The organism is Gordonia bronchialis DSM 43247, assembly GCF_000024785.1.
Taxonomy (GTDB): Bacteria; Actinomycetota; Actinomycetes; order Mycobacteriales; family Mycobacteriaceae; genus Gordonia; species Gordonia bronchialis.
In genome coordinates this window covers 1,134,463-1,158,471 of record NC_013441.1, presented here as the reverse complement: position 1 = coordinate 1,158,471, position 24,009 = coordinate 1,134,463, and the positions used below count along the sequence as shown (strand labels likewise).

The 24,009-nt window shown below is 66.6% G+C and carries 23 protein-coding genes; 9 read left to right on the top strand and 14 right to left on the bottom strand.

What is annotated here, in order from left to right; all coding sequences use genetic code 11:
* The first annotated feature begins 14 nt into the window (after positions 1-14).
* Complete coding sequence (locus GBRO_RS05405; protein ID WP_012832984.1) at positions 15-926, top strand: oxygenase MpaB family protein; 912 nt, start codon at positions 15-17, stop codon at positions 924-926.
* Here GBRO_RS05405 and GBRO_RS05400 read toward each other — a convergent pair.
* The 3 genes from GBRO_RS05400 to GBRO_RS05390 form a co-directional block, all read right to left on the bottom strand.
* Positions 860-1,912 carry a helix-turn-helix domain-containing protein gene (locus GBRO_RS05400; protein ID WP_012832983.1) on the bottom strand — a complete coding sequence of 351 codons (1,053 nt, stop codon included), beginning with the start codon at positions 1,910-1,912 and terminating at the stop codon, positions 860-862. The genes GBRO_RS05405 and GBRO_RS05400 overlap by 67 nt on opposite strands.
* 233 nt (positions 1,913-2,145) lie before the next feature.
* Entirely contained in the window at positions 2,146-2,862 is a 717-nt protein-coding gene (locus tag GBRO_RS05395; RefSeq protein ID WP_012832982.1) for a demethylmenaquinone methyltransferase, read from the bottom strand.
* Between the two features lie 5 nt (positions 2,863-2,867).
* Positions 2,868-4,019, bottom strand: coding sequence for a glycosyltransferase family 4 protein (locus GBRO_RS05390; protein WP_012832981.1), 1,152 nt, complete (start codon positions 4,017-4,019; stop codon positions 2,868-2,870).
* A gap of 80 nt (positions 4,020-4,099) precedes the next feature.
* Between GBRO_RS05390 and GBRO_RS05385 the strand changes: the two genes are divergently transcribed.
* A complete protein-coding gene (locus tag GBRO_RS05385) occupies positions 4,100-4,714 on the top strand; it encodes a Type 1 glutamine amidotransferase-like domain-containing protein (RefSeq protein WP_012832980.1) in 615 nt (204 codons plus the stop codon).
* On the opposite strand, the gene GBRO_RS05380 is transcribed toward GBRO_RS05385, so the two are convergent.
* On the bottom strand, positions 4,666-5,205 hold the full coding sequence (locus GBRO_RS05380) for a DUF3592 domain-containing protein (RefSeq protein WP_012832979.1): 540 nt from the start codon (positions 5,203-5,205) through the stop codon (positions 4,666-4,668). The genes GBRO_RS05385 and GBRO_RS05380 overlap by 49 nt on opposite strands.
* 5 nt (positions 5,206-5,210) lie before the next feature.
* Complete coding sequence (gene menD, locus GBRO_RS05375; protein ID WP_012832978.1) at positions 5,211-6,878, bottom strand: 2-succinyl-5-enolpyruvyl-6-hydroxy-3-cyclohexene-1-carboxylic-acid synthase; 1,668 nt, start codon at positions 6,876-6,878, stop codon at positions 5,211-5,213.
* 188 nt (positions 6,879-7,066) lie between these two features.
* Between menD and GBRO_RS05370 the strand changes: the two genes are divergently transcribed.
* Entirely contained in the window at positions 7,067-7,687 is a 621-nt protein-coding gene (locus GBRO_RS05370) for a class I SAM-dependent methyltransferase (RefSeq protein ID WP_012832977.1), read from the top strand.
* On the opposite strand, the gene GBRO_RS26805 is transcribed toward GBRO_RS05370, so the two are convergent.
* A complete protein-coding gene (locus GBRO_RS26805; RefSeq protein ID WP_227892855.1) occupies positions 7,651-8,478 on the bottom strand; it encodes an alpha/beta hydrolase in 828 nt (275 codons plus the stop codon). The two genes, GBRO_RS05370 and GBRO_RS26805, sit on opposite strands and share 37 nt — an antisense overlap.
* A 727-nt stretch (positions 8,479-9,205) precedes the next feature.
* Between GBRO_RS26805 and GBRO_RS05360 the strand changes: the two genes are divergently transcribed.
* Together GBRO_RS05360 and GBRO_RS05355 are read left to right on the top strand one after the other, a co-directional pair.
* Positions 9,206-10,300, top strand: a complete 1,095-nt coding sequence (locus GBRO_RS05360; RefSeq protein WP_041919741.1) for an AbrB family transcriptional regulator — start codon at positions 9,206-9,208, stop codon at positions 10,298-10,300.
* 26 nt (positions 10,301-10,326) lie between these two features.
* A complete protein-coding gene (locus GBRO_RS05355) occupies positions 10,327-11,619 on the top strand; it encodes a saccharopine dehydrogenase family protein (RefSeq protein ID WP_012832975.1) in 1,293 nt (430 codons plus the stop codon).
* Positions 11,620-11,669: 50 nt separating this feature from the next.
* On the opposite strand, the gene GBRO_RS05350 is transcribed toward GBRO_RS05355, so the two are convergent.
* Complete coding sequence (locus tag GBRO_RS05350) at positions 11,670-12,326, bottom strand: PaaI family thioesterase (protein WP_012832974.1); 657 nt, start codon at positions 12,324-12,326, stop codon at positions 11,670-11,672.
* Positions 12,327-12,351: 25 nt separating this feature from the next.
* Complete coding sequence (locus GBRO_RS05345) at positions 12,352-12,531, bottom strand: hypothetical protein (RefSeq protein WP_041919740.1); 180 nt, start codon at positions 12,529-12,531, stop codon at positions 12,352-12,354.
* A gap of 225 nt (positions 12,532-12,756) precedes the next feature.
* On the opposite strand from GBRO_RS05345, the gene GBRO_RS05340 reads away from it, so the two are divergent.
* A complete protein-coding gene (locus tag GBRO_RS05340) occupies positions 12,757-13,722 on the top strand; it encodes a 1,4-dihydroxy-2-naphthoyl-CoA synthase (protein WP_012832971.1) in 966 nt (321 codons plus the stop codon).
* Between the two features lie 66 nt (positions 13,723-13,788).
* Here GBRO_RS05340 and GBRO_RS05335 read toward each other — a convergent pair whose 3' ends face one another.
* Positions 13,789-15,009: an EAL domain-containing protein gene (locus GBRO_RS05335; protein ID WP_169309862.1), complete on the bottom strand. Its 1,221-nt coding sequence runs from the start codon at positions 15,007-15,009 to the stop codon at positions 13,789-13,791.
* 333 nt (positions 15,010-15,342) lie between these two features.
* On the opposite strand from GBRO_RS05335, the gene GBRO_RS05330 reads away from it, so the two are divergent.
* Complete coding sequence (locus GBRO_RS05330; protein ID WP_012832969.1) at positions 15,343-16,089, top strand: hypothetical protein; 747 nt, start codon at positions 15,343-15,345, stop codon at positions 16,087-16,089.
* Positions 16,090-16,208: 119 nt separating this feature from the next.
* Here GBRO_RS05330 and GBRO_RS05325 read toward each other — a convergent pair whose 3' ends face one another.
* The 5 genes from GBRO_RS05325 to GBRO_RS05305 all read right to left on the bottom strand — a co-directional run bounded on the left by GBRO_RS05325 (position 16,209) and on the right by GBRO_RS05305 (position 22,622).
* The gene (locus tag GBRO_RS05325) at positions 16,209-17,321 is read right to left on the bottom strand and encodes a ThiF family adenylyltransferase (RefSeq protein ID WP_012832968.1); all 1,113 of its coding nucleotides are present in this window, start codon (positions 17,319-17,321) and stop codon (positions 16,209-16,211) included.
* Entirely contained in the window at positions 17,318-18,445 is a 1,128-nt protein-coding gene (locus GBRO_RS05320) for a GGDEF domain-containing protein (protein ID WP_147290627.1), read from the bottom strand. The genes GBRO_RS05325 and GBRO_RS05320 overlap by 4 nt, the downstream gene beginning before the upstream one ends.
* A 216-nt stretch (positions 18,446-18,661) precedes the next feature.
* Positions 18,662-20,335, bottom strand: coding sequence for an alpha/beta hydrolase family protein (locus GBRO_RS05315; RefSeq protein ID WP_147290626.1), 1,674 nt, complete (start codon positions 20,333-20,335; stop codon positions 18,662-18,664).
* Positions 20,336-20,448: 113 nt separating this feature from the next.
* A complete protein-coding gene (locus GBRO_RS05310; RefSeq protein WP_012832965.1) occupies positions 20,449-21,411 on the bottom strand; it encodes an amino acid--[acyl-carrier-protein] ligase in 963 nt (320 codons plus the stop codon).
* A gap of 53 nt (positions 21,412-21,464) precedes the next feature.
* Positions 21,465-22,622, bottom strand: coding sequence for an acyl-CoA dehydrogenase family protein (locus GBRO_RS05305; protein ID WP_012832964.1), 1,158 nt, complete (start codon positions 22,620-22,622; stop codon positions 21,465-21,467).
* Positions 22,623-22,790: 168 nt separating this feature from the next.
* Between GBRO_RS05305 and GBRO_RS05300 the strand changes: the two genes are divergently transcribed.
* Positions 22,791-23,039, top strand: coding sequence for an acyl carrier protein (locus tag GBRO_RS05300; protein ID WP_012832963.1), 249 nt, complete (start codon positions 22,791-22,793; stop codon positions 23,037-23,039).
* Entirely contained in the window at positions 23,036-24,007 is a 972-nt protein-coding gene (locus GBRO_RS05295) for a DUF1839 family protein (protein WP_012832962.1), read from the top strand. The genes GBRO_RS05300 and GBRO_RS05295 overlap by 4 nt, the downstream gene beginning before the upstream one ends.
* The last annotated feature ends 2 nt before the right edge of the window (positions 24,008-24,009 follow it).

Below are 24,009 nucleotides of genomic sequence, written 5' to 3'. Positions count from 1 at the left end.
GATATGTTCCAAGCATGGTCATTGCTTCCCTCCGTGCCCGCACCGACCGCTACCGGCTTCGTGAGCAGATCGCGCGGACCGACGCCGACGCCGATCCGGTCGCCATCGCCCGGGCGCTCGGCACGCAGGAGTTCCCGTGGGGCATCACCCAGGCGCTGAGCTTCGCGTTGTTCCGCACCTACGCAGTCCCCTCGATCGGCGATCTTCTCTATCGCACAGGGCAATTCACCGGCGAGACACAGAAGCGCTACGACGACACGGTCCTGCTGCTCGACGCCCCCATCGAGTACGGCTTCGAGCACCCGACCGGGCGCGCGGCGATCCGTCGCATCAACCAGATGCACGCGATGTACGACATCTGCAACGACGACATGCTCTACGTGCTGGCTACCTTCGTCGTCTGCTCGGTGCAGTGGGTCAACGCCTACGAGTGGCGACGACTCACCGATCACGAGATCACCGGTCTGACAAACCATTACCGCCTGCTCGGCAAGCACATGGCCATCAAGAACATGCCGGAGACCTACGCGGGTTTCGAGAAGTTCCTCGCCGACTACGAGCGTGAGCACTTCGCCTACAGCACCGAGAGTCGCAAGGTCGCCGACGCCACGCTGGATCTGCTGTGCACCTTCCTGCCCTATCGCCTGCTGCCGCGAGGAGTGGTGCGCCGAATGTCCTTCGCGCTCATGGACACACCACTCCTCGACGCCTTCGGATATCCGAGCCCGGCGGCCGTCGAACGCGCCCTGGTGCGTGGCGGTCTCAAGGCACGCGGTCTCGCCATCCGCTGGTTCGCGCGTCCCCGACGTGCGCCGATCCACGGCCGGCAGATGCCGCAGGTGCAGGGCTACCCGCGCGGCTACCGCGTCGAGGAACTCGGCACCTTCGCGCCCGGGTGCCCGGTGTCCCATTCCGTCGCATCCTGACCCTCGCCACCGTCACCGGTGAATGTTCGACGGTATTCAGTTGGCGTGGTGTGCATTCGGCGACCGAAGTGATGTCGAAAGGTCACCGCGGACTCGAATCCGACCCGTGCCGAGATCTGCTCCACGGTCAACGACGACGACTCCAGCAAACCCAGCGCGGCCTGCACACGCTGGTCGATGAGCCACCGGATCGGAGTGGTGCCCGTGGCTTTGGCGAACTGCCGTAGATAGCTGCGCCGGGACAACGACGAGCGGGCCGCGAGATCGTCGAGCGTGATCGGATGGCGCAGGTTCTCCACCGCCCAGGCCATGCCGGCAGCGATATGCCCGTCCGCACCCGGCGAAACGACCGGGGAGGCGATGTACTGCGCCTGCCCGCCCGCACGGTGCGGTGCGACGACGAGCCGGCGGGCGACGTCGTTGGCGACCGCCGCGCCATGGTCGGTCCGTACGATGTGCAGGCAGAGATCAAGCCCCGCAGCGCATCCCGCGCTCGTGAGAACCGCTCCGTCGTCGACGTAGAGCGGGGCCGGATCGACCTCGACGGCGGGATAGCGATCACCGAGGAGATCCGCGTACACCCAGTGCGTCGTGGCCCGGCGGCCGTCGAGCACGCCGGCGGCGGCGAGTGCGAATGCACCCGAACAGATCGACACCAGGCGCGCCCCACCTTCGGCAGCAGAGCGCAGGGAGTCGACGACCTGCGGCGACGGATCGTCGGCGACGTCGCGGACACTCGGGATGATGACGGTGTCGGCGTCGGCGAGATCAGCCAGGTCGTAGCGGGTGCGCATCGTGGCCCCACCGATCATGCGGATCTCGCGGGTCTGAGCGCACATCTTCACCGTGTACCAGGGCTCGGGTGCCACGCCCGCGGAGAACCGGGCGGGCAACTCGGTGAGCCCGAAGATCTCCGCGGCCATCCCCGATTCGAACCCGGTCATCCCGTCGTAGGCGAGGATCGCGACCGTGTGCTCCTGAGTCATGTCACTATCTTATCGATCAGTGGCGCTAGTGCCACTGTTGGTCGGACACCCCGCAAGCACATGATCGGTACATGCTCTACAAACCGAATCACTCCCGACACACCCGCCACACCGCCCGGGCGCGGTGGGACCGCTTCATCGCGTGCGCGCCGATCCGGGCGCTACGCGACTTCGGGCGAGGTGTTCACATCGCCAACGGGATCGCCCATGGCGTGCGCCCCGACCCCGTTGACCTACTTACGCGCCGAGTGAACCGCCGCGATCCCGCCGGTCAGGTTCTGCCAGCGCACCTCGCCGAAGCCGGCGGCGCGGATCAGGTCGCCGAGACCGAACTGGTCGGGCCAGGCCCGGATCGACTCGGCGAGATACACATAGGCGGCCGGGTTGCTCGACACCTTGGTCGCCACCGCCGGCAGCGCCTTCATCAGGTACTCCATGTAGACGGTGCGGAACGGCCGGACGGTGGGGGTGGAGAACTCGCAGATCACCAGTCGCCCGCCGGGCTTGAGCACGCGATGAAGTTCACCGAGGGCACGCGGGACGTCGTGGACGTTGCGCAACCCGAACGAGATGGTCGCGGCGTCGAAGGAGCCGTCGGCAAACGGGAGGTTGAGCGCGTCGGCAGCCACCTTGGGAACGTCCCGCCCGGCGCCCGCCTTGAGCATTCCGAGCGAGAAATCGGCGGCGATGCAGTGCGCCCCGGACCGGCCGAGTTCGACGGTTGACACCGCGGTTCCGGCGGCCAGGTCCAGCACCACGTCGTCGGGGGTCAGCGCCAGCGTCTTACGAGTCACCTTGCGCCAGCTGCGATCCCGCCCGAACGACAGCACCGTGTTGGTGATGTCGTACCGTTTGGCGACGCCGTCGAACATCGCCGCGACCTCGGCCGGATCCTTGTCCAGGGTGGCCCGGTCGGTGCCTCCACCAGATCCCGAAGACGCTGCTGCCATGCGCCTCACGCTACCCGGCCGGACCTGCTCCCTCTCCGCCAGCCCATCGCCTGGCGGTAGTGCTCCACCAGTTCGGCGCACACCGCGGGCCAGGTCCGCGCCCGCACGGCGCTCACCGCCGCCCGCCCGAAGGCGGCGCGCACCGCGTCGTCGCGCAGGGTATTGATCACCTCGGGCAGCCGGGCCGAGAACTCCCCCGGTGCCAGCAGGTATCCGGTCCGGAAGGGCGCCACCAGATCCCGCGGTCCGCCGGCATCGGGTCCGACGACGGGCAGCCCGCTGGCCATCGCCTCCTGGATGGCCTGGCAGAACGTCTCGTGTTCGCCGGCATGGACAAAGATGTCGAGGCTCGCGTAAGCGCGGGCGAGGTCGGCGCCGCGCAGTTCCCCGGTGAACACGGCATGTGGCATCAGCCGTTCGAGCCGCGCACGCTCCGGACCGTCGCCGACGACGACCAGTTGCACCGTCAGGTCGTGGGCCAGCGACGCCAGCCGCTCGACATGCTTCTCCGGTGCGAGTCGCCCGACGAAACCGACGATGAGTGCCCCTGACCCGCCAGTCCACGTCGCGCGCAGGCGGTCGTCGCGTCGGGCGGGGGTGAACAGTTCGGCGTCGACTCCGCGCCCCCAGCGCCGAAGACGCGGGACTCCTTGCGCGGCAAGCTCTTCCATCGCGACGGCGGACGGCGCCAGGGTGAGGTCACACAGTTCGTGCAGGTGTCGGGTGTAGCGCCACGCCAACTGTTCGACGGCACCCAGACGGTAGGCGGCGGCGAAGCCGGCGACGTCGGTCTGGAACACCGCGACGGCAGGTACACCCAGCTTCTTGGCCGCCAGCGCCCCGGCGGCGCCCACCACGAACGGCGACGCCAGGTGCACCACGTCGGGCCCGAAGTCGCGTAGGGCGCGGTAGAGCACCGGCGCCGGCACCCCCACCGGCAGGGAGGTGACCCGCGGCACCCGCACCGACGGCACCAGGTGAACCGGGGTTCGACGCCCCACGATCCGCGGTCCGCTCGGCTGTCCGCGCGGGGTGTCCGGTGCGATGACGACGGCGGTGTGACCAGTGGTCTCGAGGTGGTCCACCACCCGGAGAACCGAGTTGACCACCCCGTTGACGTGCGGCAGGAAACTCTCGGCGACGATCGCGACGCGCATGCTGCCATCGTCGCCGATCCGTCTCACCGCCACCGGTGCGCACGCGTGACGAGTCCGCGAACTCGTGGTGAACTCCATGAGTGCCCGATCTGCTGCTGCTCAGCCGCTGGCTCGATACCGTCCCGGACTTCCTCACACCGCTGACCGGACCGGCCGCCCGAGTCGGCTTCGTGCCCACCGCGTCGATGATCTACCCCGACCGCGCGTGGGTGGATCTCGACCGCGCCACCCTGCGTGACCAGGGTTTCACCCCCGTCGAGCTCGATCTCGAATCGATGACCGCCGGCGAGTTCATCTCGGCGATGAGCAGTGTCGAGGCCGTCTTCGTCTCCGGCGGCAACGTCTTCCACCTGCTCGGCGTCCTGCGCCGCACCGGCACCGACCACCCGCTAGCCGACGCCATCGCTGCCGGGCTGCCGTACGTGGGGGCCAGCGCCGGTGCGGCGATCGTCGGCTCCGACATCGGGCCCCTCGCGCTGCTCGACGACCCCACCGAGGCCCATCCGCTGGAGTCCACCGAGGCACTCGGGTTCGTCGACGCCGTCATCGTCCCGCACGCCGACGGGCTGGTCGGCGGCACCGGCCCCGTCGAGCGGCTATGCGAACAGTACGGCCACACGCATCGTCTGCTGTTCCTGCGCGACGATCAGGCGCTGGTGGTCTCCGACGACGGATCGCGGGTCATCGACACCTGATCGTCGGAATCCACCTCCGGCTCAACGGTTTCCGCAGACTGATCGGGTTCGGCTGCCCGCGCCGCACGCCACCTGCCCCACCGGCGACTGAACTCCGCGACGAACACCATCAGCACCCCGACGATCAGCCAGCCGGCCACCGCGACCGACAGCCCGGGGATGATCGACAGCGTCGCGCTGCGCCCGGCCGGCCGCGCGAGATCGGGGTTGGTGCGGGCATATTCGACGCTGATGCGCTGACCTGAGCTCAGTTCGGTGGGATAGAGTAGGCCGAGATTGGGGCTGTAGAAACCGCCGTCGGGTGTCTGGAAGTAGACCTCGGCGTGCAAGGCGTCCGCGGACACGACATCGGCCATCACCGTGGCCTTGCTCGCGTTGATCGTGGCGTCGTTGCGGAAGCAGGCGGCGATGAGGACCAGCGCCATCACCGTGATCACGGTGCCGACGATGAGCAGCCCGATCTGCACGCGCCGCACGATCACCGGATTCATGGCAGTCAGGATAGCCCGCGCGGATCGCGCAGCCGCTCGGCGATCCGGGCATGCACCGTGCGCAGTCGCTCGCGGTCGGTGACGACCTCGATGACCTCAATACCGCCGGCGACCGGCGGCTGCGCGAGGACCGTCGACAACTCGGCGGTCCCGACCCGCCGGTGCGGCAGGTGAAAACCCGCGCACAATGCCGCCAGATCGGTGCGGTGCGGGGTCCCGAAGACGCGTTCGTAGCTGCCCGCGTACGGGCCCTGGTTGAAGCGCGGATCACCCTGTTCCAGCAGCCCGAAGATGCCGCCGCCGTCGTCGTTGGCGACCACGATCCGCAACGACGCCGGGCGCGGTTCACCGGGCCCGATGACCAGCCCGGTGGCGTCGTGCAGAAACGTCAGGTCGCCCATCAGCGCGACCGTGCGGCCCGACGACCCGGCGAGCGCCGCCCCGATCGCCGTCGAGTTGGTGCCGTCGATACCGGCCACTCCGCGGTTGGACAGCACCCGCACCCCGTCGCCGACGCGGCCGGCCAGGGCGACGTCGCGGATCGGGTTGCTGGCGCCGACGACGAGCTGTTCGCCGGCCAGCATGGCCGCGCTCACCGCGCGCGCCACGTGCAGGCCGGTGTCCGGGCCGGGCGCGTCGAGTTCGGCGTCGACGGCCCCGAGCACCCGTTGCTGCACCGCCGCACATTCCTTGAGCCATTCCTCGCGGGGTTCACCGGTGGGCTCAGCGCGGGTGCCGGTGGCGAAGACGTTGCCCGACACGTCGGGCCAGCGCGGGCCGGTGGTGAGGGCGTAGACCCGCACGGAAGGGTCGGCGAGCAGCCGCGACACCCCGCGGTGCAGGGTGGGCCGCCCGCAGATGATGGCCTGCTGCGGGCGCACCCGTTCCAGCGCGAGCGGATGCAGTGCCGACTGGGGATGCGGGGCGGTCGGCTCGGCGACGGTCGGGATGCCGGCGAGCTGCGGATGCACACCCGACCCGTGCCCGGAGACCACCACGGTGTCCAGGGACAGGTCGATGGGCAGCGGGACGTCGAGCTTGCCGACCGGGGCCTGCGTCCACGGCAACCCGCCGGGCCGGCCGGCGAAGGTGCCCAGGTCGTCGTCGGGCCAGACGTCGGGGTCGGGGACGAGCGGTTCGCGCAGCGGGATGTCGAACTGCACCGGTCCGGCATTGCCGGTACGGGCGCCGCGGGCGGCGGCGAGCACGCGGCCGACCGCCGAGCGCCACTGGCTGTTGGTGTCGAGGTCCTGCTCGGCCAGTCCGAGGCTGATGGCCGCCCGCACCTGGGTGCCGAAGATGCCGAATTGTTCGACGGTCTGATTGGCACCCGATCCGAGCAGCTCATAGGGCCGGTTGGCGCTGACCACCACCAGCGGTACCCGCGCATAGTTGGCCTCGAAGACGGCCGGACTCATGTTGGCGACGGCGGTACCGCTGGTCATCACGATCGGCACCGGTTGTCCCGACGCCACGGCCAGGCCGAGCGCCAGGTAGCCGGCCGATCGTTCGTCGATGCGCACGTGCAGCCGTAGCCGTCCCGCAGAATCGGCGGCGTGCAGCGCGAACGCCAGCGGCGCGTTGCGCGACCCCGGGCACAGCACGGCTTCGGCGACACCCCCGCGGATCATCTCGTCGACGATCACCCGGGCCTGCAAGGTCGACGGATTCATATGTCCCAGCCTATCGACGCCATCGGGGGCAGGGGCACGGCGGGAGATGACTGAGATCGGGCCCGTGAGGTCTCACCTCGGGAATAGTCCCGATCTGTGGTCTCCGGGGCCCGTTTTCAGCCATCCGCCGAGGGCATCGGCGTTGATGCCCTCCGCTGCGCCCTCCGGCTGCGTAGCATTCTCCGACGATGGGCTTCTACCAGGACCGAGTACTCCCGCACATCATCGACAAGACGTGCGGCATGCCGGCCCTGAAACCGGTTCGCGAACAGGCGTGCGCCCCGCTGCATGGCCGAGTGATCGAGATCGGCTTCGGGTCCGGCCTCAACGTCGCGGTCTACCCCGACGAGGTGGCCGAGGTGAGTGCGGTGGAACCCTCCGACGTCGCGTGGTCAATGGCCGCCGACCGCGTGCACGCCGCACCCATCCGGATCGAGCGTTCCGGCCTCGACGGTCAACGTCTCCCCTTCGAGAGCGGCACCTTCGACGCGGCGCTGTCTACCTTCACGCTGTGCACCATCCCCGACGCCGAGGCCGCACTCGCCGAGGTGCGCCGGGTCCTGCGGCCCGAGGGCGTCTTCGCCTTCCTCGAACACGGCCACGCGCCCGACGAAAAGGTCAGCCGCTGGCAGCGTCGGCTCGAACCGATCCAGAAGCGCGTCGCCGGCGGATGCCACCTCACGCGCGACATCCGTGGCCTGGTGACCGAATCAGGTTTCCGCCTCGTCGACGTCGACACCTTCTATCAACCCGACACCCCCAGGCCGTTTGGCTATCTGACCATGGGGGTTGCCCGGCCCGTCGTCTGAGCGATGATGCCCGGCGCTGGCGGAGCGGCCGGTGAGATGCGCTCCATCAGCCACCCCAGGGCATCGCCGAAGGCGGACTCCGCGAATTGCCAGGTGTGCCCGCCCGATTGCAGCGCGATCGAGCACTCGATGCCGACCCGCTCGGCGTCCGCACACAAGGTGCGGGCCGCGGGCAGCTCCTGGCCGGTATCGCCGCCGTCGCCCCGACCGCCGTGACCGTTGCCGTTCCCCCACCCTCCAGGTGGATGCCGTTGTCCGCCATGCGGTCTCGCATGTCCATGCCGAGCGGTCGAGTTGCTCTCGTCGAACCATCCGGCGACGTCGAGGTAGCGGCCGTGGCCGGCCATGACCTTGACCGGATTGAAGGCGTCGTAGGCGGCGTGGTTGCCGCCGAACAGGCGATCCACGGTCTGCTGGGGCGTGCCGGCGTTGGGTCCGATGTCGCCCGCGATGTCCTCGAAGGTGGCGAAGTCCTCGGGATGCATGACGGTCAGGTCCACCGCGCACGTCCCACCCATCGACCAGCCCACCACTCCCCAGTTGGCGGCCGACGAGTCGGCGTCGAAATGCGAGACGACGTACGGCCGCACCTCGTCGACGAGATGTGTGGTCATGTTGCCGCGGGGGCCGTCGACGCATTCGGTGTCGTTGTTGAAGCTGCCACCGACGTCGGGGAAGACCAGGATCGGCGCCGCCCCCGCGTGGGTCCGCGCATAGGCGTCGACGGTGCTGATCGCGTTGCCGGTGCGAATCCAGTCCGCCGGTGTGTTGAACTCGCCGCCGATCATCATCAAGCACCGGCAGCTTCGGCGGGGCCGTGCCGTCGAACCACAGCGGGGGCAGGTAGACGTATTCGGTGCGGTGGGTGAAACCGCTGATGTCCTTGGGCGTCGAGATCGCCACGACCTTGCCCTCGGTCATCTGCTGACCCGAACCACGCAACCGGCCGAGATCGGAGACGGCCACCTGATCGGGTAGCGGGCCGGCGGTCAGCTGGGACCACGCCTCCTGCACGGTCGTGAAGTACCCGACCCACTGGTTGAGCGAGACGCCGGTCGCGGCCAGTGCGGCGATCACGGCGAGCACTGCCACTCCGCGTCGCCACATCTGGGTTCGTCGCATGCCGACGACCAGCACGGCCACGGCGAATCCGCTGAGCCCCACCCACCACCAGAGTTGCGCCGGCGGCGGGTCGGAGGCGAGCCCCTCGGCATGTTCGGTCCGTACGGCGATGAGCACGCTGAGCAGCCCGACGCCCACGCACACCGGAATCCAGATCAGCCACCACCGTCGTGTCCGACGCGCGATCGCCACGGCGATCAGCACGATCGCGAGCAGCTCGACGGTCAGTGGAAGCCACCCGGTCAGCAGGGACATCCCGTCATGCCCATGTCGGTACACGGACCAAGAATCCACCGCGGAACTGTGAGGTTCCTACGTGTCGGCTCCGATTCGGCTGGGAAGAGGCCACCGTGTCCGATATGCGTGGCCGACGGGCTCACCCCTACCCTGGTGCCAGTGCGTCGTTGGATTCTGCTGGCTCTGCTCACCGGCGCCGCAACCTATCTTCTCGAGCTCCTCGACGTCGACGCCGCGCCCCTGTTCGCCGGGTTGGTGATCGCCGGTGTGCTGGCCATCGCCGGTATCTCACCTCGACCGCCCGGCGCGATATCCGACGACCCCGACGCCCCGGTCATCCCGCGCGGCTATGTGCTGGCCGCGCAGGGTGTGCTGGGGGTCTACATCGGCACCATCGCCGATTCCGACACCCTTTCCGGGCTCGGTTCGGCCTGGTTTCCGGTCCTGGTCATCGGCGTGGCGACGCTCGGCCTGTCGGTGGCCGGCGGTGCGCTGCTCGGATTGCACAAGCAGGTCGATCCGCTGACCGGGTCGCTCGCGCTGGTGGCGGGCGGGGCGTCGGGCCTGGTGGTGGTGACCCGCGAGCTCGGCGGCGACGAGCGCATGGTGGCGGTCATCCAGTATCTGCGGGTCGCGCTGGTCACCCTGTCGATCCCGCTGTTCGCCTCGCTCGTCTTCGGGCAGTCGTCGGCGGCGGTCACCGAGACGACGCCGTCGTGGGCCGATCAGGGGTGGGGCCTGGTGCTGATGGCGGTGTGCATGGGCGTGGGTATCCCCGTCGGACGTCTTCTGCACGTCCCGGCCGGTGCGCTGCTGGTGCCGATGGCGCTGGCGACCGTCGCCGAACTCACCGGCATCGCCGGCGACGCCGAGGTGTCGCCGATCCTGCTCACCCTCGGTTATGCGGTGATCGGCTGGCAGGCCGGACTTGGTTTCACCCTGCCGCGGCTGCGGGCGATCGGCCGCGTGCTGCCGTTCGCGCTGGTGCTGATCCTGGCGATCGGCGTCGGCTGCGCGCTGCTCGGGGTGGCGCTGTCGGCGTGGACGGGCGAGTCGATGTACGACTGCTATCTGGCCACCACACCCGGCGGCATCTACGCGGTGCTCGCGGCCGCGACCGCCGCGGGCGGCAACGTGGCCTTCGTGGTGGCCGCCCAGATCCTGCGGGTGCTGCTCATGCTGTTCGTCGCGCCGTTCGCCGCGCGCGTCGCCGCCCGGCATCTGCGCCGGCCCGGCACCGACGATGACGTGTGACCAACCTCCCAAGTAGGCTCGCGGTCATGACCGGGGAATCAGATCAGACAGGCGCACAGCAGTCCGACGCGACGGGTCGCGAGTTCGACGTCGTCGTCTACGGCGCCACCGGCTACGTCGGCGAACTCACCGCGCGCTATCTCGCCGACCACGCGCCCATCGGCACCAAGGTGGCACTCGCCGGACGAAACGAGACCAAACTCGCCACGGTCCGCAAACGGCTGCCCGAGCGGGCGCAGTCGTGGCCGCTGATCGTCGCCGACTCGTCGTCGCCGAGCGCGCTGGACGCCATGGTGGCCCGCACCCGGGTCGTGTGCACCACCGTCGGCCCGTACCTCAAGTACGGGGAATCGCTGGTGGTCGCCGCCGCGACGGCCGGCACCGACTACGTCGACCTCACCGGTGAGGTGCCCTTCGTGCGGTACTCGATCGACAAGGCACACGAGACGGCCGCCGCGTCCGGTGCCCGCATCGTGCATTCGTGCGGCTTCGACTCCATTCCGTCCGATCTCGGCGTGTACGCGCTGTATCAGAAGATCTCCGACGACGATGCCGGCCAGCTCACCGACACGACCCTGGTGATGCGCGCGATGCGCGGCGGCCTCTCCGGCGGCACCATCGACTCGATGCGGGTGCTCGCCGAGCAGGCCAAGGACTCCCAGATCCGACGCCTGATGCTCAACCCGCAGTCGTTGTCCGGCGGTCCCGGCGAGGTCCCGAAGGCGAGTCTGTCGTCGGAGCCCAGCGATCTGAACATCGTCAGCGCCAAGAAGGTCGACCCGTCGCTCCGCGGGACGCTCGCGCCGTTCTTCATGGCCGGCCACAACACCCGCATCGTCCGGCGCTCGAATGTGTTGCTGGACAACGCTTACGGGCCCGACTTCCACTATGCGGAGACGATGAACGTCGGCAGCATCCCGGCGGTCTCGACCATCACTGCCGGGGCGGTCGGCGTCGGCACCGGCGCCTTCCTGGGCGCGATGAGCTTCGGCCCGACGCGCCGCCTGCTCGACCGCGTCCTCCCCAAGCCGGGTAGTGGCCCGTCGGAGAAAGCAAGGGACAACGGCTATTTCGTCTCTGAGGGCTATACCCGAACCACCACGGGCCGCCGCTTTCGCGCTCAGATGCGGGCTCAGGGAGACCCCGGCTACAAGGCGACGGCCGTGATGCTCGGCGAGAGCGCTCTGACCCTCGCGCTCGACCGCGACAACCTGCCGCCGCGCACCGGGGTGCTGACCCCGGCCGCCGCGATGGGCGACGCACTGATCGGCCGTCTGCGGACCGCCGGATTCACCATCGAGGCAACCGAATTGCGCTGAACAGGCGCGGCCCTCGACGACGTCTGAGGTGCACCGAGGCGCAAGCCGAGCTATGCCTGGCCGGGATTGAGCTTGATGAACAGAGCGTCCATCTCCGCACACAACCGGTCGCCGTCATGCAGGGTGCCCTTGATGAACACCTTGCGGCCGTCGATCTTCTCCGCCCAGGTGTGGCACTGCAGCGGAGTGTTCAGCGGCGTGATGGACCGGTACTGCACGGTGAGGGAGGCGGTGCGACTGACGCCCTGAATGGCGACGGCGGAGGCGAATCCGCCGAGATCGTCGAAGGCGACCGCGATGTGGCCGCCGTGCGCGGCTTTGTTGCCACCGAGGTGGAAGTCGCGGAATGTGACACTCGCGCGCACGCCGTGGTCGTCGACGTCGTCGACGATGTAGGGCGGCAGCGTGATGTTGCCGCGGGACGGCAGGTCGATGCGGGTGCCGGACGGGCTGTGCCATTCGTCGATCCGGCTGGCGGCCAGCTTCTCGTTGATCGCCTTGAGCTCGTCGATGAGTTCGGCGGTGACCGCGTCCTCGGGGCAGGCGTAGCGGACGTTGTCCATGAGCGCGCGCACCTGTTCGCTGAACTCGCCGTACCGCGGGCCACCACGCTCGGTGGTGATCGCGATGTGCGCCCGGAAGCCGCCCTCGTGCGGATCCTCGTCGGCGTCGGCGGTGGGATCGAGCGGATCACTGATGTCACTCACCGGTCAACCGTAGCGAGCAAGTCGTTCAGGTATCCGAGCCGGGGCGCTGCGACAACGAGTCGTCGGGGACGAAGTCGGGTATCCCGCGGGGACCGCGTTCCTTCTCGTCGCGCAACTTGACGGCCCGGCCGACGACGAGGGCAACCACGATGGCCACAGCGAACCATGCCACCATCACGACCGCGACGATCGCCCAGGTACTCACTGCTTCAGCGTGCCACATGTCCTTAGTTCGATGGCGTGACAGCGAGGAAATCGGTCCACGGATACCGTCGTCGATGGCGGTCGGCGCCGCGATTATGGTGGTCCCTGAAGCCCCGCGCTGCCTCAAACGACGCCTCGCGCGCGTCGTGTTCCACCACCTCACCACCGACCACCACGCCCGCGCCGACACTTGCATTCCGACCGCGGCTTGACATAGGAGAAGCCCATGACCGCAGTGACGACCACCGGCACCAATCCGTTCGACGCCTCCCAGTGGACGGCGGTACCCGGTTTCGACGATCTCACCGACATCACCTACCACCGCCACAGCGGAGATGGACGCGCCAACGGCATCGTGCGCATCGCCTTCAACCGCCCGGAGGTCCGCAACGCGTTCCGGCCGCACACCGTCGACGAGCTCTACCGCACACTCGACCACGCGCGCCGCTCCCCTGACGTCGGCACCGTGTTGCTCACCGGCAACGGCCCGAGCCCCCGCGACGGCGGCTGGGCCTTCTGCAGCGGTGGCGACCAGCGAATCCGCGGCCGGTCCGGCTATCAGTACGCCACCTCCCACGACTCCGACGTGGCGGCCGCAGGCGTGGAGGGCGTCGACGAGGTCCGCGCCAAGGCCGAGGGCGGACGCCTGCACATCCTCGAAGTGCAGCGCCTGATCCGCACCATGCCCAAGGTCGTGATCGCCGTCGTCAACGGCTGGGCGGCCGGCGGCGGACATTCACTGCACGCAGTCTGCGATCTCACCCTGGCCTCCCGCGAACACGCCCGCTTCAAGCAGACCGACGCCGACGTCGGGTCCTTCGACGCCGGGTACGGCAGCGCCTACCTCGCCAAACAGGTCGGCCAGAAGTTCGCCCGCGAGATCTTTTTCCTCGGCGAGGCCTATGACGCCGAGACCATGCACCGGATGGGTGCGGTGAACCGCGTCATCGATCACGCCGACCTCGAAGCCGTCGCCATCGAGTGGGGACGGAAGATCAACGGCAAATCGCCTACCGCACAACGGATGCTGAAGTTCGCGTTCAATCTCACCGATGACGGACTGATGGGCCAGCAGGTGTTTGCCGGCGAGGCCACCCGGTTGGCCTACATGACCGACGAGGCGGTGGAGGGGCGGAATGCGTTCTTGGAGAAGCGCCCACCCAATTGGGACGCATTCCCACACTATTTCTAGTGTGCGTCAGGATCGACAACAAGCTTCTGCCACGCGACAGCAGGATGTTCCCTGGTTTGTGCGACGCTACGCCAACTCGTCGAACACTACCAACGGTAGGTCCGGGCGACCGAACAGATAACCCTGGCCCAGGTCAAAGCCGAGCGCCTTGACCTCGGCAAGGACGTCGGCACTCTCGATACCTTCGGCTACCGTGACAATGCCCGTGGCCATAGCCATCTCGCAGATCGCTTGCACCACAGCACGATCGTGTCCGCCGGCGACCAGATTGGATATCAGCGACCGGTCGATCTTGAGCACATCCACCGGCAGGTCTCGTATGTAGCTCAGTGCCGAGAATCCCGATCCGAGGTCGTCAACACAGATCCGGCAGCCGATCGCGTGGAGTTGGACAACCGCTTGTGCAGCCGATGAATCAAGCGCGATCATTTGGTCCTCGCCGATCTCCACCCAGATCCGTGCAGGGTCGACTCCGTATTCTCGGATCAGATCTCCGATGTATTCCACGATTTCGGCGTCCAGCAATTGCTGACGGGACAGGTTGATGGAGACAAACGATGTCGGCCCGAAGCGTTGTGAAATCTGGGTAGCAAGTGCGGCAATCGACTCCCGAATGGAGTGCCAACTTATGGGAACAATCAAAGATGAGCTTTCGGCTTCCGACATGAACATCTCGGGGGTCACGATCGCCTCCGGAGCATCCCACCGCAGTAGCGACTCGAAGCCGCGCACCTCGAGATCATCGAGGCCGACGAGCGGCTGGTACACGACGAAGAAGTCATCGCCCTTCGAACTCCGAAGTCGTCGCACCAAATCCACCTCGTCGCGAAGCGCACCAAGCGTCAGCGGACCGGCGTATGAGGTCGTGAACTGTCGTCGAAGTGCATCACACAGAGCCGCGTCGGCATGAGCCTGCAGCTCATCAGGTGAATCGGCGGTGGGCAGATCGCCACTGTACGCGACACCCATGAGAGCATCGATGACATAGGCTCGGCCGTCCAAGGTCACGAGGTGGACGGCGGGCATTCGACGAAGAAGGTCAACGAGTTGCGTCCGCGACTCTTGCCAGACCATGGTGATCGCCCACTCGAAGTCGGTGTGTATGGCAATCGCGGCAGGGTTCAGCTGCTCCTGTAAAGAGGACATCACGCGGCCTGCCAGGCGCACGGCGACGTCGCGACCATAGGCGGCGGTCGCCCGATGGTGCGGATCGACCCGCACCATGATCACGACTTTGTCGCCTGCCCCGCCGCTCGCGGTACAGCCCCTCCGGCCGGTCGCCCCCACCAGGTGATCGTATCCCATGCTGCCGCGGGTTCGAGCCGGCGAGAGCGACCCTGCTCATGGCTCACACCCCATTCGACGACTGCGTTCATCGAGAGGAAGGAAGCCAGCCCATGGAGTCATCCGCCCATAGGAACGACCGGGTCAAAACACATCTGACCGCGCCGATTACTCGGGTGAATCTGATCTGTCAAATGCAGAACTGGCGCTCACCACAACTCAGGGCTGACACTTGTTTTGGCGGGGCACGCCTGCGCTGGGACCAGCTGGTGTACTTCTGGTCGCACGACCGGTGGTCAGGCCACCGAATTCACACTACCGAAGAAGGACACACTGATGACGATCGCGTTCGCCAGCGACATCCGCAACCATGTCGAGACCCTCGATGCAGCACTGACTTTCAGGGACACGGTCAGTAACACCACCCTCTTGGTGGCAACCCCGTCGTCGACGCCGACAGTGTGGGCCGACTACATCGACGGAGCGTATCGGAGCTATAGCGAGCACGGGGTGGTCGATGCACTCGAGTACGAGACGGTGCGCGACGGAGGGAACACTCGACTGTTCTGCGCGGTCCTCGATGACGACCGGGTGATAGGCGGGTTACGCATCCAGGGACCTTACAATCTGCCCACCGAATCTCACGCGCTCACCGAGTGGGCAGGACAGCCCGGCCAACGCCAGTTGATCAGGGCCATCGCCACACGTATCCCCGGCGGGTTGGTCGAGGCGAAGAGCGCGTACGTGGACACGTCCAGCCCGGCTGCGGCTCACGTCGCAGGTCTGATGGCGCGGACACCACTGATCGTGATGACATTGACCGGCTGCCGCTACGTGATGGCCACATCCGCCGATCACGTACTCAAGCGGTGGCAGTCCGGTGGCGGCCGGATCGACGGCGCGATCGAACCGACCCCCTATCCGGACAGCCGCTACCGTACTCGTGCGATGTTCTGGGACCGTACTCTCCTTGCGCAACATGCCGATCCCACGGTCTGGCGCCAGATGCAACGGGAATTCTGCCAGGTCGAGGCCGACCTCGAACTGGCCGCGCAACGTCAATCTCATGATGTCGTCGCTTGATCCGGCGATGGTCGGTGGCTATCGGCTCGGGTCGGCCGGCCACGTCGATACGACAAGACGCGGCAATGACCAGGACAGTCTGGAGTGTCCGGACGTCGGGGTCGGCGCCGGGCCGTACGTCACTGGGTCACGCCCAGAACACGCAAGAGTTCGCTGATCTGGTCGGAAGACAGTTCGTTCCAGCCCGAGGGCTCGCCGGGCGCGAGCAGCATGTGCTCGACGTCGACAACATGGCGGCCTGATGTCACCGCGCGGCCGCAGACAATGTTCCGGGCGACGGTGGCAACGAGCGCACCAGCCATCGCCGCCGTCGAACCCAGCTGCGGCCAGGAGGCCACACTGCGACCCAGCTGTGCTGCGGAAAAAGCCATGCGCGAAGTCAACGAGTCCCCGACGATGCTGGCAGCCATTCGCATCCGTTGAGCGGGGTCGGCGGCGTCACCCGCGTCGAAGCCTTCGCCTCTCCCGTGAAAGATCGGGTACTGCCGGTCGAGATCGTAACGCTCGATGTCGATGACCACATTGTCGCCCATGTCAGTGGCACTGACGACGGGAATCCCGGCGTTCCGTGCCCTCCGACGTAGATCGATCTTGGACGCCACATCGTCGATCTCCTCAATGATCACCGACGCCGCGGTCGTAGACAGTCCGAGGAAGGCGTCGGCGTCGGCCGCAACATATCCGGAAGGGAAGAGCTCGAGCTCGATGTAGGGGTCGAACTCGAGTACCCGACGTGCCGCCAAGTCGACCTTCGAGACTCCGATGTCACACACCGACCCCTCGATCCGATTGAGGTTCGTCGGAGCCAGAACATCGGGATCGGCCAGCCGGAACCTTCGCGCGCCGGTCAGCGCACACGAACTCAGGGCGGCGGACCCGACGCTCAGTCCGGCGACCCCGATACATCCCGTCGCCCAGGCCTCCTGCTCCGTGCCGGTCAACAGATGTCGGTTACGTGCCGTCTTCAACCGGTAGAACAATTCGGCGTCGGGCAGCCGCACAACAGTCGATCGCCACGGGAAGTGAACAAACCGGGAGTGGGCCGCCAGCTGCACCGGATCGTCGAGGTCGATCACGGTCGGCGGCGAGACCCCCGGGTCGACGTGGTCAAGAGCATTGAGTGCTCGAAGTTCGTCGGCCGCATATGCCCAGACGTCCACCTCGGGCACACCGGCGGCGCGCAGTTCGCTCAGGCGATGCTCGTCGTCGTCTGGGTGCAGGATCTCGATCATCTGTCGCCTTCCCGGAGAATCTCATCAATGCTGACGTCGCCGGTGACCTCCGCGGACGTCACGACGACTTGATTGCGCCCCGACCGTTTAGCGACGTAAAGAGAGCTGTCGGCGATGCCGAACAACTCGTCCATGATCGCCGAGTCGGAAACCGGTTTGTCGGCTCGGCAGAAGCTCACCGTAGCGCACACCGCGCCCAGACTGACTGTTGCCGCCACATTCTCGTCGACCGCAGTTCGCAGGTTCTCGCACTGCCGAGTCAGTTCCGCCACCCCGTCGGTGTGATCGATGATGACGAATTCTTCACCCCCCATCCGCGCTACCAGTGCCTGGGGTCCGACTGCCTTCTTCAACGTCTCGGCGATTTCGACGAGAATGGAGTCGCCAACCGAGTGGCCGTGCCGATCGTTGAGCTCCTTGAAGTGATCCACGTCGGCCTCGATGAATCCGATTCGGCCTTGGCCGGCTTCACTGGCGGACAACATCCCGCCCCAACTCTTCGCGAGCCCGCGTCTGTTGAGCACTCCGGTCAGTGGGTCGGTATCGCTCAGGATCTGCTGTTGCGCCAACGATCGCTCCAGTGACCAGCGCAGCGTCAGCACCAGGTAGGTCGGCACGCTGATGGCCATGATCACCGAGCCCTCGCTCACGACCAGCGGGACAACCCCCGTGGCTCGGTCCGCCACCACTGCGCAAGCCATTATCGCTGCAGTCAGCACGAACGCCACCACTGTTCGCAGCGGCGATTCCACCGCGGCCAGCGCGGGTATCACGGCAAGCAGAACGAGCACAGTATGAGCGGCACCGTTGTCGACTATCACCGCTGCCGAGCCCGCGATACCCAGCATGCCACCGAAGCTCAAGATGGTGAACCACACATCAGTGAGGGGACGCAGGAGAACCGTCAGGATGATCGACCCGGCCGTGTACACGCCGATGACGAGCAGCCACCTGAGCCCGTGCTCGACCACATTCTCAGGCCAGATATACCCGATGAGCAGCAGCGGAAGTGCGCCTGTTTCGCTGACGAGAACTGCTACGGTCCGTCGATCGAAACGCCGCTTCACTACCCCTCCACACCGTGTGCCGGCTCTCGCGATCGACTCAAGGATCCACCCCCGCAAGCGTTCCGATCCTTGAGCGTACGGTGCCCGAACCTATCACCCGCATTGATTGATAACACAGATCTGCCGGTATATTTATTATAGTGCGCAATCAGTTTAGTACGCAACACCACAGCCACGACCATTCCGACGGTGGGATCAGGAGGTTCCAACCGACTCCGTTACAAAGGCGCACTCGCCACGCGTGGCCCGATTCCCTCACAAATCTGGGAAGGCTCAGTCCGGAAGGCCAGGGCTCCCGACCGCGGCCACCACCGTGTCCATGATCAATTCGCGGATCACGACGTTGTACGAGGTGTGGTCGCCCACGACGCCGATGTGTACCCCCGGGGGCTGTTTCGCCGCCCGGATCGTCGCGTCGGCGCCGAAAAGGTGATTGAAGTAGGCGTAATCGGCCGGCGCGAACACCATCTCGACATTCACCGCCTCGGCAGCGAACTGGGCAAGGGCCGCGTCAGGGAGGTGTGGGATCACCGACCACCAACGACGCGGCATACGACGACGCACACGCAGTTCGATCCTGTTCCTCAAGGTCGCGAGGCGTTGTTGCGCATCATCGAGCCGTGAGGTCGCGTCGGCGCTGACCGCGGTGGCGACCCCCGCGATGCCAACGTCGGATCCGTAATCGGAGAGTCGGAATCGACGTTGCGGGCGCAACCGCCACATCAGCGGGTTCACCAGCACGACGGTCGAATGCCGATCCGGATGGGTACGCGCGGTGGCCAACGCCCCGTGCGCTGCCATCCAGGAACCCACACATATCCCGCCGTGCACCAGACGCGCCGCGACCGGTAGCTCCAGCGACTCGAGGACACCGCAACCTTCGTCGACGTAGGCTTGCGTGTAGAGGGGCAGCATTCGATCTGCGCCGCTGACCATTCCCGACTCGCCGACGCCGGGCCTGTCGAACCTGATGGCTCCGCCGCCGCTGCACGCAACCCGGATCGCGGTGTCGAACCATAATCTCGACGGCCCGGTCCGCACGTACTGCCCGAGCGAATGGGCGACAAAGATGTCCATCGGCGCCGCACGTCCGCCCATCTGCGTCCGCCACACCATCACCCCATCGTCGACAACGTGCACGCTGTTGACTACCGGACGCCCGTCCTGTGTCCGGGCGACGACGGCGCTTTGCCGAATATCTGGATCGGAAAAGCTGATCCTCGACTCCGAGGCGTGCTCGTCGATCCAGTCGACGACCGTGGTCACATCGCGTTCCGGAAAGGAGATCACCGCAGGATGACCAGGTTCCAGGAAAGGCTCCTGATCGCCGATTGATACGACGTCTACCGACGCGTGGTCGAACACCGCGCTCGGCGGCCCGCCGGCCTCCCGCTCGAGCACCAGTACAGCCGACGCACTCTCCGGCAACCGGTCCAGCTTCCAGGAACTCAGCGTCTGCGCCGCATCCGGGTGCAGGGATTGCCCAGCAATGTGTACCCGGTGGTCAGTCTGCGGCACCGGCTCCGACGACGCATGTGCCCAGGGCGTCAGCCAATCCGGGATCTCACCAACCATGTTGTACAGCACGGTCTTCGAACGAAGATAGGTGCGGCCTCTCATCACAGGGTCCCACAGCACCATGGTGTGCACCGACAGCTCTGCGGCGACCAGAGACAGCATCAGCGCACCCATCCGGTGCCCGACGCCGATCACTTCCGGAACACCGCATGAGCGCAGCAACTCCACGCCGGCACCGATACCCTCCAGCCACTGCCGCGACGCCCCCGGCGCGTCCTGCGCACCCGCAGACTCGCCGGTGTGCGGATAGTCGAAGCGCAACACCGCACACTCTCGGGCAGCCAAACGCTCGGCGAAATACTTGAACCAGCGAGTGGTCTCTGCCTGTTCTTTTCCCAGCGACGCGCACACCAGAACCCCGACGCGCACCTTTCGACTCCTCGGGACACTGAGCACCCCGAACAGCGATGCATCATCGGGTCCAAAGTACAACGGGGTGCTGGTCACCGAACCGGCGTCGATCTGCCCGACGCTTGGCCTTGTCATTGCCGAGGCAGCGCCATGGCCGTGCGGACCGAGAACGGCCAGGCGGCGACATCCGTGCCATGGGTTCGCAGCAGGGCGAGTGCAATCCGCTCCATTCCGAAACCGACGCACGCACTGTGCGCAACTTCGCCTGCCGCGGTGGTGATCCCGAAGCTCTCACCGAAGTGGTCCTGGTGGCAGTTCGCGGATACCACAGCCGTGGGTTCACCCGCGTCACCGTAAAGCGACACCACCAGTTCTGTTTTGAGACTCTCCGAACGCTGATTGGCGGCCAGCATCTTGCCGGCCCGCCCGAAGAACGGGTCGTTGGCGGGGACCGCCTGCGCGTCGAGTTGCAGCGCGGCCAGAACATCCAGGGCTCTGGGCACCCACGAGTCACGATGGGCGCGGGCGCCTTCGGCGTCGCCGACGTAGACGAATTCGTGCATTCGGAAGGCCTGCATCCGCATGGGGTCGATGGAGGGCTCGTGTCGGAAGCAATAGCCGTAGACATCCATCAGTACCGCGCTGTCCAGTCGGCCGGCGAGACCCGCATACGACGGATGACACGCCGCGGAGACCAGCATCGTCCCGGCCGGTGCGAGATGCCCGTCCCAGCTGAGACCGTTCTCCCGGTCGGCCAGCAACGCGCGGTGCGCCTTGTTGTCACCGAGGAACGTGGAGATGGCACCGGTGAGATTCGGGAAGGACGCGATGTAATCGGTTTTCTCGAAGTTGGCCCGCGGGAACACCGGCGGAAACCGCAGCACCCGGGGAGTCGAGCCGTGTGCCGCAGCCCCGGCCGCCCGGACGGCATGGTCGATGCCCTCGACGATTGATTCGAAAACACCACTTCGACCGTACAGTCCGTCGATTCCAGTTGGGATCAGGAGGCCTTGGTCGATCAGGGTTTCGGCGAAGTCACGCCGCAGCCCATCGAGGAGGTCAGCGCTGTCGGTGGACGGATTCGGGTCAGCCATGTGTGCCTCATTTTCATGGTCATCACTGCTGTCGAGCAGCGCTGGTCGAAGGTTCAAGACTGACCACGGTAGGCGAGAACCAGCTGGGCGTTGCTCGCCCGAATCCGGTCGTTGGACACCATCACCTGCGGACCATAGGAGTCGCGCAGTAGGCGACCCATCGAAGCCGCATGATCCTCGCGATATCCGTTGATGCCACAGATCGCGAGTGCTCCGGCCACCACATCGACCACCGCGATGGAGGCACTGAGTTTGAGGTTGTTCATCGCAATGGCGAAAGCGATGGTGGGCTCTTCTTCGTCTGAGGCCAGAAACTCGGTGTAACGCCGGATCTCGGCATCGACTGACGATTCCATCCGCTGGTGGATGACCAGGAGATCGGCGAACTTCGTCGCTTGCGGAGTTGTGATACCGACGCTCTTGCGCGCTGCAGCGCGAACCTGCCCGCGGGTTTTGGCGATCGCGGCATCGGCCAGACCCAGCCACGCAGAGGCCCACAGGATATGCGAAGCCGGCAGCATGGTGTGCGCCGAAATCGAAGAATAGGGCACGGGCACCACGTGTCGGGCCGAAGTCTTCGTCTTCAGGACGAACCCTGGACTGCAGGTGCCGCGGAAGCCGAGTGTGTTCCACTCCGAGGTCTGGGTGAGCTCGGTGTCGCCACTCGGGCAGACCACGAGGACCTGATCCGACGGCCGACTGTCCGGCGTACGCCGGGCGGTGGTGCAGATGTAGTCGGCCTCGGCGCCATAGGAGATCACCGGGGCATTCTTCTCCAGCACGATCTCGTCTCCGTCGGAGACCACCGCGCAGGTCGAGGACCCGGTGTCCCCTCCGGTGGTGATCTCGGTGGTCGACGAGGCCAACAGCGCCTCGGACTCGGCGATTCGCCTGGTCACATCGGCAATCTGGCCACGATCGGCATGGAAGCGCAGACTCAGCGCTTGCGTGTGGTGCATCGCGAACACCATCGCCGCGGAACTGCACGCGAAACCCAGTTGCCGGGCGACCCGGGCGAGCTCGGCGATGCCCGCGTCGCGACCGCCCAGCGAGGACGGCAACGACGCCGAAAGCAGGCCGGCGTCGCGCATTGCGTTCACTGCCTCAACCGGAAACCGGGCCTTGGTGTCGACGTCCGCGGCATTCTCGGCCGCAGCGGTCACCGCTGTGGAACAATCGAGGTCACCCAAGGCAGGCGAGGTCGATGACATAACAGATTCCCCTCTGGGGCTCCCCAAACCTGGAACAACGCAGCGCCCTTCAGTGGAGAGCTACATATCTGACGATCTAATGCATCTTGAACGCGTGTCTGCACTCAAGTCAAGAAGAAGTGCACTGACTGCAAGTCCCACATCGCCTCACCCGAAAGTATCTCTGTGATGGATATTCAGCCGATTCGTGACGTTCTCCGCCAACACGGAAAGCTGGCCGTCGACGCCGAGACGATTACCACTGATGCCGACCTCTTTGAAGCCGGCCTCACCTCCCATGCGAGCGTCAACGTGATGCTCGCGCTCGAGGACGCCTACGAAGTCGAATTTCCCGACGAGGCACTCAAGAAAACGACCTTCGCCAGCATCGACAACCTGTCGGCGGTCATCGCCCAGCTCCTAGACCAAGCCGCGTGATCGCGGACATCGCCACAACCGGCTCACCGGTTGGTATCTCAGCCGCCGCAGACGGGTATCAGCCACACGCTGCGCACGCGCCCGACCGCATCTGGCAGGAGACCAACTGCTATCTCGATCTGTGGATCGAGGTTCTGCACGCGCTCGGTCACGACCCCGTGCCGTCGTTTGTCTGTGCGCTCTCCGCCGACCACGACGGTGCGCAGTGGAGCTTTCTCAAACCCGCGCCTGAGGATCTGCGGACCATGTACGGGCTCGAGGTCGCCGAGGAGACGCTGTGGCGTCCCGTGCTCGACACCGTGTGCAGCGGTCCGCAACGCGGTCTGCTGCACACCGTCGAGGTCGACAGCTGGTGGCTGCCGGACACCGCGGGCACCGACTACCGAACCGGCCATGTGAAGACGACGATCGTCCCGGTGGCCGTCGACCGGGACGCCCGGTCACTGACTTATGTGCACAATGCCGGCGTCTACGAGCTGTCCGGTGAGGACTTCGCGGGACTGTTCGCGCCTCCGGAGCTGCCACCGTACGTCGAACAGATCCGGCGGGTCGGCCCGGATCCGGGCAATCGGGTCGATCCCGACCTGATCCGGGCCGTTGCCCGACGCCACCTCGATCGTCGGCCGCCGGGGAATCCCGCTGCGCGCCTTGCCGACTCGGTCCGCGACGCCCTCTCCTGGCTGCCGGATGCCGACATGACCACCTTTCATCTGTGGTCCTTCGCAACTCTGCGTCAATGTGGCGCCACCGCAGAGGTCGCCGCGGATCTCGCCGATCTCCTCGCCCGTGACGGCCTCGACACCACTCCGGCCGCCGAACGCCTGCGTGCGGTGGCCCTGACCGCGAAGACGGTCCAGTTCAAGATGGCTCGCGCGGCCCGTGGTCGCGCAGTCGATCTCGACGATTTGTTGTCCGCGTTGACCTCGGACTGGCTGGCCGGAATCGATCTGCTCGACCAGGCTGTCTGAGC